The sequence below is a fragment of the Candidatus Dadabacteria bacterium genome (assembly GCA_009840385.1).
GTDB lineage: Bacteria > Desulfobacterota_D > UBA1144 > Nemesobacterales > Nemesobacteraceae > Nemesobacter > Nemesobacter australis.
Genome location: VXNX01000009.1, coordinates 98,822 through 113,979, shown reverse-complemented (window position 1 = coordinate 113,979; position 15,158 = coordinate 98,822). Strand labels below are relative to the sequence as shown.

At 48.9% G+C, this 15,158-nt stretch carries 14 protein-coding genes; 4 read left to right on the top strand and 10 right to left on the bottom strand.

Features of this window, described 5'->3' with window-relative positions; translation table 11 throughout:
* Window positions 1-4 precede the first annotated feature (4 nt).
* Window positions 5-1,198: a methionine adenosyltransferase gene (locus tag F4X55_03735; protein ID MYC40107.1), complete on the bottom strand. Its 1,194-nt coding sequence runs from the start codon at window positions 1,196-1,198 to the stop codon at window positions 5-7.
* Window positions 1,199-1,330: 132 nt separating this feature from the next.
* On the opposite strand from F4X55_03735, the gene rpe reads away from it, so the two are divergent.
* Genes rpe through F4X55_03720 form a run of 3 tightly spaced genes read left to right on the top strand, consistent with a single transcriptional unit; the run spans window position 1,331 to window position 3,510 of the window.
* Window positions 1,331-2,005, top strand: coding sequence for a ribulose-phosphate 3-epimerase (gene rpe, locus F4X55_03730; protein MYC40106.1), 675 nt, complete (start codon window positions 1,331-1,333; stop codon window positions 2,003-2,005).
* A gap of 37 nt (window positions 2,006-2,042) precedes the next feature.
* The gene (locus F4X55_03725) at window positions 2,043-2,699 is read left to right on the top strand and encodes a hypothetical protein (GenBank protein MYC40105.1); all 657 of its coding nucleotides are present in this window, start codon (window positions 2,043-2,045) and stop codon (window positions 2,697-2,699) included.
* Between the two features lies 1 nt (window position 2,700).
* Window positions 2,701-3,510 (top strand): hypothetical protein, encoded by an 810-nt coding sequence (locus F4X55_03720; protein ID MYC40104.1) that lies wholly within the window; start codon window positions 2,701-2,703, stop codon window positions 3,508-3,510.
* A 38-nt stretch (window positions 3,511-3,548) separates the two neighbouring features.
* Here the strand turns inward: F4X55_03720 and F4X55_03715 are convergent, their stop codons facing one another.
* The 9 genes from F4X55_03715 to F4X55_03675 all read right to left on the bottom strand — a co-directional run bounded on the left by F4X55_03715 (window position 3,549) and on the right by F4X55_03675 (window position 12,957).
* Complete coding sequence (locus F4X55_03715; protein MYC40103.1) at window positions 3,549-4,583, bottom strand: histone deacetylase; 1,035 nt, start codon at window positions 4,581-4,583, stop codon at window positions 3,549-3,551.
* Complete coding sequence (locus F4X55_03710) at window positions 4,558-5,832, bottom strand: bifunctional folylpolyglutamate synthase/dihydrofolate synthase (protein ID MYC40102.1); 1,275 nt, start codon at window positions 5,830-5,832, stop codon at window positions 4,558-4,560. Before F4X55_03710 ends, F4X55_03715 begins: the two co-directional genes overlap by 26 nt.
* Before the next feature lie 44 nt (window positions 5,833-5,876).
* On the bottom strand, window positions 5,877-6,254 hold the full coding sequence (gene acpS / locus F4X55_03705) for a holo-[acyl-carrier-protein] synthase (GenBank protein ID MYC40101.1): 378 nt from the start codon (window positions 6,252-6,254) through the stop codon (window positions 5,877-5,879).
* A 34-nt stretch (window positions 6,255-6,288) separates the two neighbouring features.
* Complete coding sequence (locus F4X55_03700; GenBank protein ID MYC40100.1) at window positions 6,289-7,002, bottom strand: pyridoxine 5'-phosphate synthase; 714 nt, start codon at window positions 7,000-7,002, stop codon at window positions 6,289-6,291.
* Window positions 7,003-8,382 (bottom strand): phosphoglucosamine mutase, encoded by a 1,380-nt coding sequence (locus F4X55_03695; protein ID MYC40099.1) that lies wholly within the window; start codon window positions 8,380-8,382, stop codon window positions 7,003-7,005.
* A gap of 3 nt (window positions 8,383-8,385) precedes the next feature.
* Entirely contained in the window at window positions 8,386-9,345 is a 960-nt protein-coding gene (locus F4X55_03690; GenBank protein ID MYC40098.1) for a hypothetical protein, read from the bottom strand.
* Complete coding sequence (locus tag F4X55_03685) at window positions 9,345-10,142, bottom strand: TIGR00159 family protein (GenBank protein MYC40097.1); 798 nt, start codon at window positions 10,140-10,142, stop codon at window positions 9,345-9,347. Before F4X55_03685 ends, F4X55_03690 begins: the two co-directional genes overlap by 1 nt.
* 3 nt (window positions 10,143-10,145) lie before the next feature.
* Window positions 10,146-10,931, bottom strand: coding sequence for a dihydropteroate synthase (gene folP / locus F4X55_03680; GenBank protein ID MYC40096.1), 786 nt, complete (start codon window positions 10,929-10,931; stop codon window positions 10,146-10,148).
* 172 nt (window positions 10,932-11,103) lie between these two features.
* Complete coding sequence (locus F4X55_03675) at window positions 11,104-12,957, bottom strand: ATP-dependent metallopeptidase FtsH/Yme1/Tma family protein (protein ID MYC40095.1); 1,854 nt, start codon at window positions 12,955-12,957, stop codon at window positions 11,104-11,106.
* Window positions 12,958-13,274: 317 nt separating this feature from the next.
* Here F4X55_03675 and F4X55_03670 point away from each other — a divergent pair, with 317 nt between their 5' ends.
* Entirely contained in the window at window positions 13,275-15,119 is a 1,845-nt protein-coding gene (locus F4X55_03670; GenBank protein MYC40094.1) for an ATP-binding protein, read from the top strand.
* The last annotated feature ends 39 nt before the right edge of the window (window positions 15,120-15,158 follow it).

The following is a 15,158-nucleotide window of genomic DNA, read 5'->3' as shown; positions in this document are numbered from 1 at the left end:
TTTTTCACCGTCCGCGGCGCGGATGTTTCTTGCTCAGGCCCAGTGCCTTTCTAAGTTTGGCTGCTCTGTCTGTCTTCTCCCACGAGAAAGTTTTTTCCTTTCTCCCGAAATGTCCGTAAGAAGCGGTCTTTTTGTAAATAGGTCTTTTGAGTCTGAGTTGCGAGATTATTCCCTCCGGAGTAAGATCGTCAAAAATCTCCTTTACTGCACCTGAGATCTTCTCTTCCGCCACGACGGCCGTTCCAAAGGTGTCTATCATTACCGAAACCGGGTCCGCGACTCCTATGGCGTAGGCGAGCTGCACTTCGCAGCGCGAGGCCGCGCCGGCCGCGACTATGTTTTTCGCCACGTACCTTGCCATATAGGCCGCGCTTCTGTCGACCTTGGAGGGATCCTTTCCAGAAAACGCCCCGCCGCCGTGTCTTGACCATCCGCCGTAGGTGTCGACTATGATCTTTCTTCCCGTGAGGCCGGTGTCCGCCACGGGACCCCCGGTTACAAATTTCCCCGTGGGGTTTATGTGAATTTTCGTATCTTTCGAAATTAGGTCCTTCATGCAGTGATTTATTACTTCTTGCCTGATTCCATTTTTAAGGTCCGCATACGAGACGTCCTTTGAGTGCTGGGATGATATGACTACCGCGTCCACTCCCACCGGCTCCCCGTTTTCATACCTGAAGGTGACCTGGCTTTTTCCGTCCGGCCTTAAAAACGGCAGAACCCCCTTTTTTCTTACCTCGGAAAGGCGCTTGGCCAGCTTATGGGCATAGAGTATGGGGGAGGGCATGAACTCTTCGGTCTCATCGCACGCGTAGCCGAACATGAGTCCTTGGTCACCAGCCCCTTGCTTGCCCTTGCTCCCTTTTTTGTTGACTCCACGCGCTATGTCAGGGGACTGCCTGTCGATCGTCAGGACAACAGAGCAGGTGTCCGCGTCAAATCCCATCGTGCTGTCGGTATAGCCGATCTCCCTTATCGTGTCTCTTGCAACCTGCCGTACGTCGACCTGGCTTTTTGTCGTTATCTCGGCGGAGATCACCACGAGGCCGGTTGTGATCAGTGTTTCGCATGCGACCCTGCTATCAGGGTCCTGCTCGATCATGGCGTCGAGTATGGCGTCTGATATCTGATCCGCAATCTTGTCCGGATGGCCTTCCGTTACGGATTCTGAGGTGAATATGAAGTTTTTAGGGGGCATTAAGTGACCTCAAAAGTCCAAGTAATATAATTATTCTGGTTTTTCTGTCAACAATCTGTCGCCTTGTGGCTGCGGGTTTACTATCGGGTAAAATACAAGGGAATCCCACTTGAACTCTGCGGAGAAAATTAAATGAAAAAACTCTTGGCTCCTTCAATACTGTCGTGCGACTACCTTCGCCTCGAAGACGAGGTAAATGCCGTCTGCGAGGCGGGCGCCGACCTCATACACGTGGACGTTATGGACGGGCATTTCGTTCCGAACATAAGCATAGGAATACCCGTAGTGGAGGCGATTGCCCGGATGGAGTCACCGCCCCAGATGGATATACATCTGATGATTGATAGTCCCGAGAAATTCACGGAGAAATTCATAGATGCCGGGGCTCCTTACGTGAAGATCGTCACCGTCCAGATGGAGGCCTGCAACCTTCTTTACAGCGCGCTCTCATCCATCAGGTGGAGAGGGGTTATGACGGGGGTGGCTCTTAACCCTGCGACTCCCATCGGCGTGATAGAGGAGAAGCTGATGGAGCTTATAGACGTGATAGTGATAATGACCGTGGAGCCAGGGTTCGGGGGTCAGAAGTTTATTCCCGAGATGCTGTCGAAAATAAGGGATCTCAGGTCTCTTCTTGACGGAATGGATGGAAAGAAACCGCTTATCGAAGCTGACGGCGGGATAAATCTCGAGAATATAGGGGAAGTGGTCGAGGCCGGAGCGGACATAGTGGTGACGGGCTCGGGCATATACAAGACAGAGAACTACGCCGATACGATGTCGGCCATGCGCGAGATTATGGGGTAGTGGGAGACGTTGGGGCTGCGTGTTTTTCCGGGGGAAGATGAAGTCCGAAGAGAGAAACTACATAGCAGACATAGAGCGGTATTTTCTCGGGCTTGCTGGAAAGGGCCTTATGCTCTCGGCCAGGGATTACGGCTTTATAAGGGAGCTTGGTGAAAGATCCGTTTCAAAGGAGATGGTGATTAAGGCCATAGCCTACGGTTTCGAGAAAAAAAGGCAGAGAGGGGCCCGGGATCCAAGAGGGCTTTTCAATATAAGACAGGAGATTGAAGAGTATCTTAAGATCCAGTTGGCAGAACCGGAATCAAGGCAAGTGGAACCGCGAAGCGCCGCTTTTGCCAAAAGCAGTATAATAGAAAATATCCTGAAGAAGCTCGATAAGATCATAATCGAGGAAAAAAGAGAGGATATAAGGGGGAAATACGAGGAACTCAGACGAAAAGTTCGCGAGACGGACAGTCTGGATTCCACCAACGTATACAAAGAGTTCGACTCTTTGTGGCGGGACTTCGTTGAAGATGTTTTCCGAGGTCTTTCCGTCGAGAGACAGAAACAGATAACGGCCGCCGCACGAAACAGACTTCCCAGCGAGGCAAAGCTCTACGACGAGGATGCGAAGGGAAGAACCCTCAATGCCTTTAGAGATGAGATTGTATGTGAAACCCTTGGTATAAATAATGTCTTCACTATGAAGTGATATGGCCACCAGAAAACATATAGCTACCGGTTGCCGAGGATGCTCCGGCAGGGGATACATGATTTCCTCTGAGAACGGTCAGTATGCCCGTGCGCAGATTTGTGACTGCGTTTCCGAATGTAGTAGTTGCGGGGGGTCGGGAACGGTGTTTTTGGAGAACGAAAGGGGTTACAGATATCTTGAGCGCTGCGGACTCTGCGGGATGGTAAGGCTTAAGATCAGAAGGTACAACAACGCGAAAATTCCATCAAAGTACGCAGGCGTCCTGCAGTCAGACGATATAGACCCTCGCGACCCGAGCCAGTATGAAGCGATGACCTACGTGAAGTCGTTTGTCGATAAATACCCGGAGGAAAAAGGCTTTCTGCTCATGGGGGGACCCGGTCTCGCCAAGACGCGCCTTGCCGTAGGGGTTATAGCGGAGCTTACGCTTCAGAAGGCCGTTGAATGCGTGTTTACCGATTTTTTCTTTCTGCTTGGAGATCTGCGGAAGGCCTATTCCGAGGGAATTCCCGAAAACGAGATAATAGGACCGCTTATAGACGCTGAGATCCTGGTGATAGATGAGATGGGAAAAGGCAGAAGTTCCGAATGGGAGCAGAACATCCTCGATCAGCTCATCTCCAAGCGCTATAACTCCTCAAAGAAAACCCTTGTTACAACCAATTACGTGGCTAGGGAGTCTCTGCCCAAAAAATCCAGGAATAAAACGGAAATACTTGAGGACAGGGTGGGGGAGAGAATAGCTTCCAGGCTTTATGAGATGTGCACCCCGCTTTTCATCGAGGGAAGCGACTACAGAAAAAGCTGAATCTCTGCCTGAAATATCACCAGGCTCTGCTAATTCTTCTAGAAATTCCAGTATTTCGAATAAATTCTTCTGATCTCGGAGACGGTATGTTCACAGGTCGTCCGCTTAGGGTCAAAACCCGTATCTGACACCTTAAGATCGAGTATCTCCTCGATGACAGACCGCATGATCAGTCCCATTTCCGCCGTGTTGTAGCCACCTTCGAGCAAAAAGGCGATATTTCCGTGGCAGTGTTCTTCAGCAAGTTGCATAACGAACCTTGTAAGTCTGGCGAACCCCTCGGAGGTAAGCAGCATTCCTCCCAGCGGGTCGACCTGATAGGCGTCAAAGCCCGCAGAGATGAGAATGAATTCCGGGGCGTACTGCTCCGCCACGGGCGCGAGTATCTCCGTAAATATTCTAAGGTAGTCTTCATCGCCAAGCATCGCGGGGCAGGGGACGTTAAGCGTGTATCCGAGCCCGCCCTTATATCCAAGTTCCTTAAGGCTTCCGGTGCCGGGGTAAAACGGGAACTGGTGCACTGAAAAAAAGAGCACTTTGTCCGATTCGTAGAAGATGTGCTGTGTTCCGTTTCCGTGGTGCACGTCCCAGTCTATGATCAGGACTCTTTCAAGACCGCAGTTGGCCAGCAGGTGGGCCGCAGCGACCGCAACGTGATTAAACAGGCAGAACCCCATCGCCCTGTCGTGTTCCGCGTGATGTCCGGGAGGTCGGGCAAGTACGAAGGCCGTGTCGATTTTCTCCGAGAGAATATCGTTTACCGAGCATATAAGTCCCCCGCTGCCGGCGAGCGCCGCGTCAAACGAGACCTCGCACGTCGACGTGTCGGGATCCAGTTGCGAGAATTCCTTTCCAGAAGTGCCTTTAACCATGTCGAAATAGGGCTTGCTGTGAGTGAGGGTGATTTCTTCCTCTGTTGCGGGTCTTGTCTCCATGGGGACCGTTTTCGCGAGAAGACCCGAACTCTCAAGCGCCCCCAGGATGCTCAGAAGCCTTTCCGGACACTCCGGGTGTCCGGGAGGGTTCTGGTGAGCCAGGAAAAGGTCGTTACTTACTATTGAGAGCTTTTTCATTTTCAATTGTCTCTTTAAGATAACCTATGAGGTAGAAGGAGCCACAAACGCAGGCCGCTTCTCCGTAACCGAGAAGTTTTTCATATGCTTCCCATGGATCTTTTACCGTTTCGACCGAGTCGAACCGTCCCTGGGTAAGCGCCAGGATCTTTTCCGTTCCCAGGTACCTTCTTTCCCCGGCAAGTTCCGTTATGATCAGTTTTCCTGAAATGCGAGAAAGTGTTTCGGTGAAACCTCCGATGTCTTTGTTCTCAAGCATCGTTATCAGGAAGTTGAATCTTGTTCCAGGGTGACAAGCCTCAAGTGACTTGACGAGATTCTCACCCGCGGCGACGTTGTGAGCGCCGTCGATTATAACGGGAACTTCCCTGTCCAAATATTCCATTCGCCCCCTTAAGCTGATTTCCGCGAGGGCCTTCCTTACTTTTTCCGGATCTGTTTTGTAGCGGGTGTGCATTGTCAGCAGTTCGGTCGTTGCTACTGATATTGCCGCGTTTTCAATCTGGTACGTGCCTGAAAGGGCGGTTTTAAGCCCCGGGAGGTTCCATTCCGATCCCATGTAATCAAAGCTTAGGTCCTCTTTTGCGCTGTAATTGAACTCCGCTCCGATTCTGTGACATCTCGCCGAGTTTTCCCGGGACCTCTGCTCGACTACGGAGAGGGCCTCGCCCGTGCATCCGGTTACCACAAGCCCGTTTTTCTTAATTATTCCGGCTTTCTCCGTGGCAATTTCCCTCAATGTGTTTCCCAGGTATTCGGTATGGTCAAAAGACACGTTCGTTATAACGCTTGCCAGATGGTCGCATACGTTTGTCGAGTCCCATCTCCCGCCCATTCCCACTTCAAGCACGCCTATATCTATTGATTTACGGTTGAAATAGAGAAATGCGGCCACGGTGAGCAACTCGAAGTAACTGAGCTGCACTTGGAGTTTCGCGCAAGCGGTAAAAACTGTGCCGAGGGTCTTTTCAAGTTCCTCCTTGGAGACTTCCTCTCCGTTCACCTCTATCCTTTCAGTGACGTTGATCAGGTGAGGGGAGGTAAACAGGCCGACTCGGTAACCGGTTGCTTCTAATATTGCCGCGATACAGGCCGCCACGGAGCCCTTGCCATTGGTTCCGGCAACGGTGACGTAATCTTTTTTTCTGTGGGGGGATCCCAGTTCTTCCAGAACCGAGGTGATCCTTTTGAGTCCCGGTTTTACGCTGTCCACCCCTTTGAGGCGGAGTTTATTCAGATTTTCAAACATTTTGGCTTCCCCAACAGGCAGGCCGGAAACTTGAATTGAAGGAATCAGTCTTCAAGTATAACTACGGCAACGGAGTATTCCCCGTCGTGTGATATGGTGGTGTGAATTTTGGTTAGGCCCCTTTGTTCGGCGATTTCTTTTGTGCTTCCCCGAAGGTCTATGAAGGGTTTTCCAAGTTCGTTCCGTTTGACCGTTATGTTATGGAACTTTATACCCCGTCTGAACCCGGTTCCAAGCGCCTTGACAAAAGCCTCCTTAACCGCGTAGTTGGCGGCGTAGCTTATATTTCTGTTTTTACCGTTGCCGCCCTGCGCAAGTTCGTCGTCGGTGAAGATTTTCCGAAGAAATTTCTCTCCCCATTTATCAATAAGGTTCTCTATGCGACTGTTGCGAACCATGTCAATTCCTATGCCTGAAACCATATTTTCGTACCTGTGCTCTGTTATAGTAAGAATCCTATAACAATTGAATCATATCTCTTACGGCTTTTTCCATTCCCGAGAAAACCGCCCGTGAAACTATGCTGTGACCGATGTTAAGTTCCTCAACCCCGTCGATTCTTGAAACCGCCGTCACGTTAACGTAGTTGAGTCCGTGACCGGCTGATACCCTGAGCCGGTGAGAGAGGGCATCCTCCGTCGATTTCCTGATCTTATCAAGCTCCATCATCATTTCGGTTTCGTTAGGGGCGTTTGCGTAACTTCCGGTGTGAAGTTCGACCATGTCGGCGTCCGTCTGCGCGCAGGCCGCTATCTGGTCGGGATCGGGATCTATGAATACGCTTACGAACAGTCCGGAGTCTTTTAGCTTTTCGATACCGGCGGCAATTCTCTGCGTATCCCCGAGCACGTCAAGCCCTCCTTCAGTTGTTATTTCCTGTCTTTTCTCGGGAACTAGGGTTACGACGTCAGGGACTGTCTCTTTTGCAATGTCGATCATTTCATCCGTGACGGCCATTTCCATGTTAAGCTTGGTTTGCACCGTTTGTCTCAGCAGAGAAAGGTCTCTTTCCTGAATGTGCCGGCGGTCTTCCCGCAGGTGAACCACTATTCCGCTCGCTCCGGCAAGTTCGGCCGCCATGGCGGCAGCCACGGGATCCGGCTCACTTCCCATCCTCGCCTGTCTAAGGGTGGCTACGTGGTCAATGTTTACGTTCAGTTTGGTCTTCATCTACGGGTTCCCCGTTCCTATGTTTTCACTTATTACGGAAGATACGCGGGAGGCGATTCTGTTTATCAGGGTTTCGCTCTCTCCCTCCACCATGACGCGCGCGAGCAGTTCAGTTCCGGAATACCTGAGGTTGATTCTTCCTTTATCCCCGAGAATGTCTTCCGACTCCCTGACGAGTTCAACAAGTCCGGGGATCTCTTCAAACGGTTTTTTCTCCCTGATCTCCAAGCTGTTGAGTATTTGCGGGAACATGTCTATTATCCCGGCAAGCTCAGAGAGCGGTTTCCCCTTTTTCTTCATTATGCTAAGAATCTGAAGCGAGGCGAGCAGACCGTCTCCCGTGGTTGAGTGGTCCAGAAAGAGCAGGTGACCCGATTTCTCACCCCCCAGATTTGCCCCCAGCTTTCTCATGGCTTCTACCACGTATCTGTCTCCCACGCGGGTTCTTTCAAGCTTAAGTCCCTTTTTGTTCAGGTAATTCTCAAGGGCCATGTTGCTCATCTGCGTAGCCACCACCGTGTCTGTTGACAGGATTCCTGCTTCCATCATTTCTGATGAGCAGATCGCGAGAACGTGGTCTCCGTCAACCTCGTTTCCGTTTTCATCGCAGAAAACGACCCTGTCGGCGTCTCCGTCAAGGGCTATCCCTATGTCTGAGCCGCTTCGCACGACTTCTTGAGAAAGTATCTCCGGTTTGAGGCTTCCGCAGTCGACGTTTATGTTTGTGCCGTCCGGTTCCGTGCCGATTGTTATTACCTGCGCCCCGAGTTCCTGAAAAATTATGGGCGCGACCTTGTACGCGGCTCCATTGGCGCAGTCGACCACGACTCTCAATCCGTCAAGCGTGAGATCCTTGGGAAAAGTGTTTTTGAGAAACACTATGTAACGTCCGACCGCGTCCTCGATTCTTTTCGCCTTTCCGGTTAGGGGAGGGGGGATTATCCGCTCTCCTCCAAGAACCATGTTTTCTATCTCCATCTCCGTTTCGTCCGGGAGCTTAAAGCCCGTGGAGTCAAATATTTTTATTCCGTTATCGGTATAGGGATTGTGGGACGCGGATATGACCACGCCGGCCGTGGCTCTCATGTTCGAGGTGAGAAAGGCTATCGCCGGAGTGGGCAGGGGGCCCACGAGCAGCACGTCGGCTCCCATGGAGGTTATGCCGGAAGCTATCGCCTGCTCAAATACGTAACCTGAAAGGCGGGTGTCCTTGCCGACTAGTATTTTCACGTTGCCGCCCGTTTTCTCGGACAGATATTTTGTGAGCGCCTTTCCGAGGGCAAGCGATATCTCGGGCGTCATCGGATAGGTGTTGGTAACCCCTCTTATTCCATCGGTTCCAAAAATCTTTCTCTCGGGAAATTCGGATAAAGAATTCATGATTTACGTCTTGGGGGATTCTTCGACAGGGGGCGCTTTGACCCTAACCCTGATAGTTCTCGGAGAGAGGCTCTTAAGTTTCAGCAGGTTCGTTGAACTTGGATATTGCACTTTTACCCTGAGCCTCTTCTGCCTGCTCTCTCCCATCTCTGCACCGTCTATGAAAACTTTGATCTCATTGCTCGTAAGATTATTTATGGTCTTGTACGGACCGTCGAACACCAAAGTGGCCTTGAGTTCTGAGTTCGTGCTGTATTCGAGCTCCCCGAAATTACGGGGGACTATGTCAAGATCTCGAAATTCTTTGGTCAGTATTATCTCTTTTATGTGAACCGTTACGTTAACATGATCGCCTTCGAGAACTTCCATGTATTGCGAGGGCAGCTGGAGCTGCGCCGGCGCCGTGAACTCGGCTTTTTCGCCTTCAAGCTTTATTTTCGCCGTTTCTATGGTCTCTAGTGTTGCAAGCTGTGAAGCGGGTCCTCTTACCTCCACGGATTCCGGGACGACCTTTATGTCTTTTGATATCTCGTAACCGGAATCCAGTTCTCCCAGCACGGGTTTTACCTTGAATTTCTTCGTTACTAGCCTGTCTATGTTGAGGGAAAGTTTCGTAGGTCTCGCCGCGACTATATCGATTCCTCTTGGAACTACCTGCGATGCCGCTCGCTTCAAGTCTATTTTGAGAACGCCCTGTTCTGTTTTCTGCAGGTCAACGGGAATTGATTTGTTCGAGTAGTCAAAGGAAGACAGCAGGTTTCTCGGTCCCCTGAGGGAGAGGTCAACGCTATCGGGTTGCTTGTTTGTAATAATAAGGCTCTCGGGCAGACCGCTTAGGTGCAGCGGAACCCTGAGATCCCTTTCCACGTCGAGCTCGAAGTTGGTAAATGCCCACAGGATTACCGCCAGCGCCACCGCTATTGTCTTTTTGGCAAGACCTTGAAAAAAGGGTTTTTTCTCCATCAGGCTTTTCCCGGTTGGGTTGTTTTTACAATGCTCGGACTCTCGGCGCTCAGTTCAGAAACCAGAGCTGGCCTGAGGAGTTTCTCGTTAGCGATTCTTTTAAGCTCTCCTCCCGCCGCGAGCGAAATTTTTCCCGTCTCCTCGGACACGACTACTATGACGGCGTCAGTCTCGCTGGACAACGCTATGGCGGCCCTGTGCCTTGTTCCGAGTTCCGTTCCAAGCTCAAGATCCGTGCTGATCGGGAAAAAGGATCCGGCTGAAACAATAACGTCGTCTTTGATTATCACTCCCCCGTCGTGAAGGGGGGATGCCGGATTGAAGATGCTTATGATCATCTCGCTTGATAAGCTGGCGTTAATAGGTCTTCCCGGGAACATCCTGAGGCTTTCCTGCCTCTCGATGGCTATGAGTGCCCCCATCTTGTTTGAAGAGAGAAAAGAACATGCGTCCGCAACTTCTTCTATCACCGTCTCGTTCGCACTCTGTTTTGCAAAACTGAAAAGAAGAGGTTTCTTTCCTATGTTCGCAAGACCCCTTCTTATGTCGTCTTGGAAGAGGATGATTACTATCAGTATTACGAAGCCGAGAAAGTGGGTGAGCACCCAGTTAAGCGTGAAAAATCCCCATTTTCTCGAGGCGAAATAGAGAACTACCATTGCCACGAGTCCGACCAGAATCTGCGAGCTTCTGGTTCCCTCTATAGCCTTCAGTATGTAGAAGAATATTATGGCGACGATCAGGATGTCCAGGCTGTCTGAGAAGAATCGAAAGTTCTGTATCGTAGAGTCTGTCATCTGCTAGTTGACCCCATATATGCTTTTTACCGTCCTGATTGCTTGAGTTGTCTCAAGTACATCATGAACTCTTACGATAGAAATGCCTTTGAGCATTGATATTATTACTGAACAAACGGATCCTATCAATCTTTGATCCGCAAGAGGGCTCCCCAGAATTTCCCCTATAAAGGATTTTCGCGAGGTTCCTATGCAGACCGGGAACCCGAGTTCGCAGAAATCCTCAAGCCTTCTTATGATCTCGAGGTTCTGCTCGGTGGTTTTTCCAAACCCGATTCCGGGGTCAATTATTATGTTCTCCCGCGGCACTCCCGCCGCCATGGCCGTTTGGGCTGAATTCGAAAGAGAGTCTGCTATATCGGGAATAAGTGAACTGTAGGAGGTCTTTTTCTGCATGTCCGCAGGTCGGGAGCTTGTGTGGTTTAGTATGATGGCGGCCCCGTTCTCCGATACTTTCTGCGCGATTTGGGGTTCAAATCTAAGTCCGCTTATATCGTTTACCATCGAAGCTCCCCGACTGAGAGCCTCCTCGGCGACGATCGCCTTTGTAGTATCTACCGATATCACGGTGTCAAATTCCCGCGAAGCCGCTTCTATTACGGGTATGACTCTCTCGAGTTCCTCTTCCGTGCTCACTCCCAGCGAACCCGGCTTCGTGGACTCTCCCCCTATATCGATGATATCGGCCCCGTCTTTGACAAGGGAGGCGATTCTGCGGATAGCGCTCCGGGTATCGTCGTACTTTCCGCCGTCATAGAAAGAGTCCGGCGTCACGTTCACGATTCCCATTACGAGGGGTTTTCTGCTCAGATCCAGTTTTTTTGAACCGAGTTTTATAAAATGAGATCCCGACGCGTTCTGATTTGCTTTGTGGACTGAGTGCTTTAGCAAACGGTTCTCACTCCCGGTTATGGTGAAGGCGGCCGAAAGACAGCGGCGCTGTGGGAAAAAGCCACGGGGATCAGACCCTGCTTGTTATATCAAACGGCTTTTTCACTTCCGGTCTGAACTCTTCTCGCATCTTTGACACCAGTTCGTCAAGTTCCGCCGAGTCTATTACCTCTTTTTCAAGAAGCAGGGAAGAGAGTTCATGCAGAATATCGAGATTGTCTTTGAGGAGCCCCAGCACCTCGTTGTAGCTTTCGTTTACGATCTTTCTTGTTTCCTGGTCTATCTGCACCGCGGTATCTTCGCTGTAATCGTTTTTTCTCGAGATTTCCCTGCCAAGAAAAGGCTGTTGCTCTCCCTTGCCGAAAGTTACTGGGCCCACGACTTCACTCATTCCCCATTCGCATACCATTTTTCTAGCTATGTCGGTAACTCTCTCAAGATCGTTGGCCGCACCGCTGGTTCTCTCGGAGAACACCAGTTCTTCCGCGGCCCTGCCTCCCAGAAGCACCTTTATGGTGGAAACGAGATAGCTTCTCGACAGGGTGTACTTGTCTTCGAGGGGCAGCTGCTGGGTTACCCCGAGGGCCATCCCTCTCGGTATGATCGTTACTTTGTGTATGGGATCGGCCTCGGGAGTGAGTTTCGCCACAAGCGCGTGCCCGGCTTCGTGATAGGCGGTAATTTTCCTTTCTTTCTCGCTTATCAGCATGCTTTTTCTCTCAACTCCCATGGTCACCTTGTCTTTTGCGTATTCAAAGTCCTCTATGGAGACCTGCTCCTTGTCGTGGCGGGCCGCGTGAAGAACCGATTCGTTAACCAGGTTCTCAAGATCGGCTCCGGAAAAACCGGGGGTGGATCTCGCGATAACCGAAAGGTCTACGTCCTCGGCTATCGGGGTGTCTTTTGAATGAACGACCAGGATAGCTTCTCTTCCCCTGACGTCGGGCCTCGGAACGACAACTTGGCGGTCGAACCTCCCCGGCCTGAGAAGGGCAGGGTCGAGCACGTCCGGGCGGTTAGTGGCGGCCATGACTATAATTCCCTCGTTTCCTTCGAAGCCGTCCATCTCGACCAGAAGCTGATTAAGGGTCTGCTCCCTTTCGTCGTGGCCTCCTCCGAGTCCTGCTCCCCTGTGTCTTCCCACGGCGTCAAGTTCGTCAACGAATATTATGCAGGGGGCGTTTTTCTTGGCCTGTATGAACAGGTCCCTTACCCTCGAAGCTCCCACTCCGACGAACATCTCCACAAAGTCGCTTCCGCTTATTATGAAAAACGGTACTCCCGCTTCTCCGGCTATGGCTTTTGCCAGAAGGGTTTTTCCCGTTCCCGGGGGACCGACCAGCAGAACCCCCCTGGGTATTCTTCCCCCAAGGCGCGTGAATTTTTCAGGACTTTTGAGGAATTCCACTATTTCGCTCACTTCCTCTTTTGCTTCTTCAACCCCGGCCACGTCCTTGAAGGTGATCTTGTTCTGGCCTTCGCCCAGCATCCTCGCGCGGTTTTTCCCGAAACTCATCGCCTTTGTGCCCCCGGCCTGAACCTGTCTCATGAAAAAGACCATGAGCGCGACCAGTATGAAAAGAGGTCCCCAGTTTATGAGTATCTGGGTAAGCGAACTCTGCTTCCGGTGGGAAAAGCTGAATTCTATGCCGCTTTCCTCAAGCTTGGCAATAAGCATTTCTCCCGCGGGACCCGTGGTCGTGAATCCGCGGTCTGCGGGATCGGCGTTTTTAAGTTCTCCCCTTATTATGTTTTCGCCGAACTCTATCTTCGCTATCCTATCGTTGTCGAGGTGTTCAAGGAACTTGCTGTAGGATACCTCCGAGTAGACGTTTGCGGGGGTGTTCATGAACTGGTATACCGCGAACACTCCGACGAATATCGCCACCCAAAGCACAAGGTTTTTAAAAATATTCGCTGACATGCCTTATTATTCCTCTATCTATGCGCAATCTTCGCGCGGATAAACATATCCAAAAGATAAAATAACACAGTTAAAATTTCATTTCAAACCGATTGTTAATGATACGTTTTATAGCACGTGATTTATCCACATTTTGTAGCGGAACATTTGTCTAGATTTATATTTTCCATAATTATGAAGGCGCCGTGGCTTTACATCAGTTCCCTAGGTCTACGCCCCGTGATACTGATGTAAAGAAAGCGAAAGTGGACAGTTGTATTTGTCATTAACAAGGGTTTGATAAATTTAACCGGATCAGATTTACTATGGTCTGACTCTTGGATTGTCAAAAGTGTTTTAAAGATAGTAAAAAAACACTTTTGAAAAACAAAAAGACTGCCTTAAATTGTAATTCACCCTTAGCTGTGTACGCGAAGAAAATTCAAATTGTCAACTACGGTCCGATTGACCAACTTGATATTATTTTTCCTTTTGAGAATGATGTGCCAAAACCTGTTTTACTGGTAGGCGAGAACGGTTCTGGGAAAAGCATCTTGTTATCTCACCTCGTCAATGGATTGATTTCAGCTAAGAACGTCGTTTATCCAGAAACTCCCGAAGTAGATACAGATAAAGTATACAAAATTCGGAGTAGTTCTTACGTTAAAACGGAAAAAAGTTTCTATTACTCAAGGGTTGCATTTGAAGATGACTTATTTCTTGAAGAATTAAGGTTGCTGCGACCAAAAGAAAAGTATCCAAGTATTCCAGCAGAACTTTTAGAGAAGAATGCTCAAAACGCATGGAATAGTCTGGATTCCAAACAACACGACCATTTCAAATCAAGCTTTCACCTCGAAAACAAACAAAAAATCCAGAATATTTTTTCAAAGAATTGTGTTCTCTATTTTCCTCCAAATCGCTTTGAAGAACCAGCGTGGTTAAATGAGGAAAACTTAAGAGCCAAGGCAAAATATATGGATTTAGAACACTTTGGCGACCATACGACTCGTAAGGTAGTTAACTATTCTCCACTTCACAATAATCAGAATTGGCTGTTTGATTTGGTTTATGACATGGTAGTTTTCGAGACCGAGGTTAAAAAAGCTGAAAGCATCTATAGAATTGTGCTTAAAATATTTACAAGCATAATACGCGGAAGTCCAAATATAAATTTCAGAATAGGCAATAGACTTAACAGAATTGTTTCAATTTGGACTGACCAAAAAAGACTCGTCCCCAATATTTTTCAATTGTCTTCTGGGGAATCTTCTCTACTGAACCTGTTTTTATCTATCCTAAGGGATTTTGATTTGAGCAATGCAGAATTTGCCGGAGCTAAAGATATAAGAGGGGTTGTCATAATTGATGAAGTTGATTTACACCTGCATGCGGTCCATCAATATGAAGTTCTGCCTGAATTAATAAAAATGTTCCCCAAGATTCAATTTGTTGTTACAACACATTCACCGCTTTTTATCCTCGGTATGAAGAAGCTCTTTGGAGAAGACGGTTTTGCTCTGTATAGACTGCCTCAGGGGAAGCAAATCGGGACAGAAGAGTTTAGTGAATTTACAGATGCTTATAACGTTTTTACAGAAACGAGCAGGTTTTTGGATGAGATACAAGAGGCAATTAAGAATGCGCAGAAGCCACAGGTATTTGTTGATGGTGAAACTGACCGAAAATATCTATTAAGAGCTTCTGAATTATTTGGAAGCGAAGAAAAGAAAATACTTGAGAAAATTGAGATACGGGCAGGGGGAGGTAATGGAAACTTAAAGAATGTCTGGAATGGAGTTAAGAAACTCCCACAAAATTTAGTACCCCAAAAAGTAGTGCTTCTATATGATTGTGAAGATGGAATTGGTCTAGAAGAAGAAGGGAACTTTTTTAGGCAGAGCATACCAAAACAGATAGAGCATCCCATACAAAAAGGAATTGAAAATCTGTTTAACAAAACGACTTTGGAGAAAGCAAAAAATCATAAACCTGCTTTCATAGACATTAAACATGAGCATACAGAGACGATACGAGGAAAAGAACAACCTGTTTCTGATGAATGGAAAATTAATCCAGATGAAAAAACCAATTTGTGCAAGTGGTTATGTGATTATGGCACTGTAGAAGATTTCGAGCATTTTCGGCAAATATTTGATATTCTGCGAAAAATATTAGAGTAAACTCCACTAATTCTTGTTGATTAATTGTAAAGAGAATTA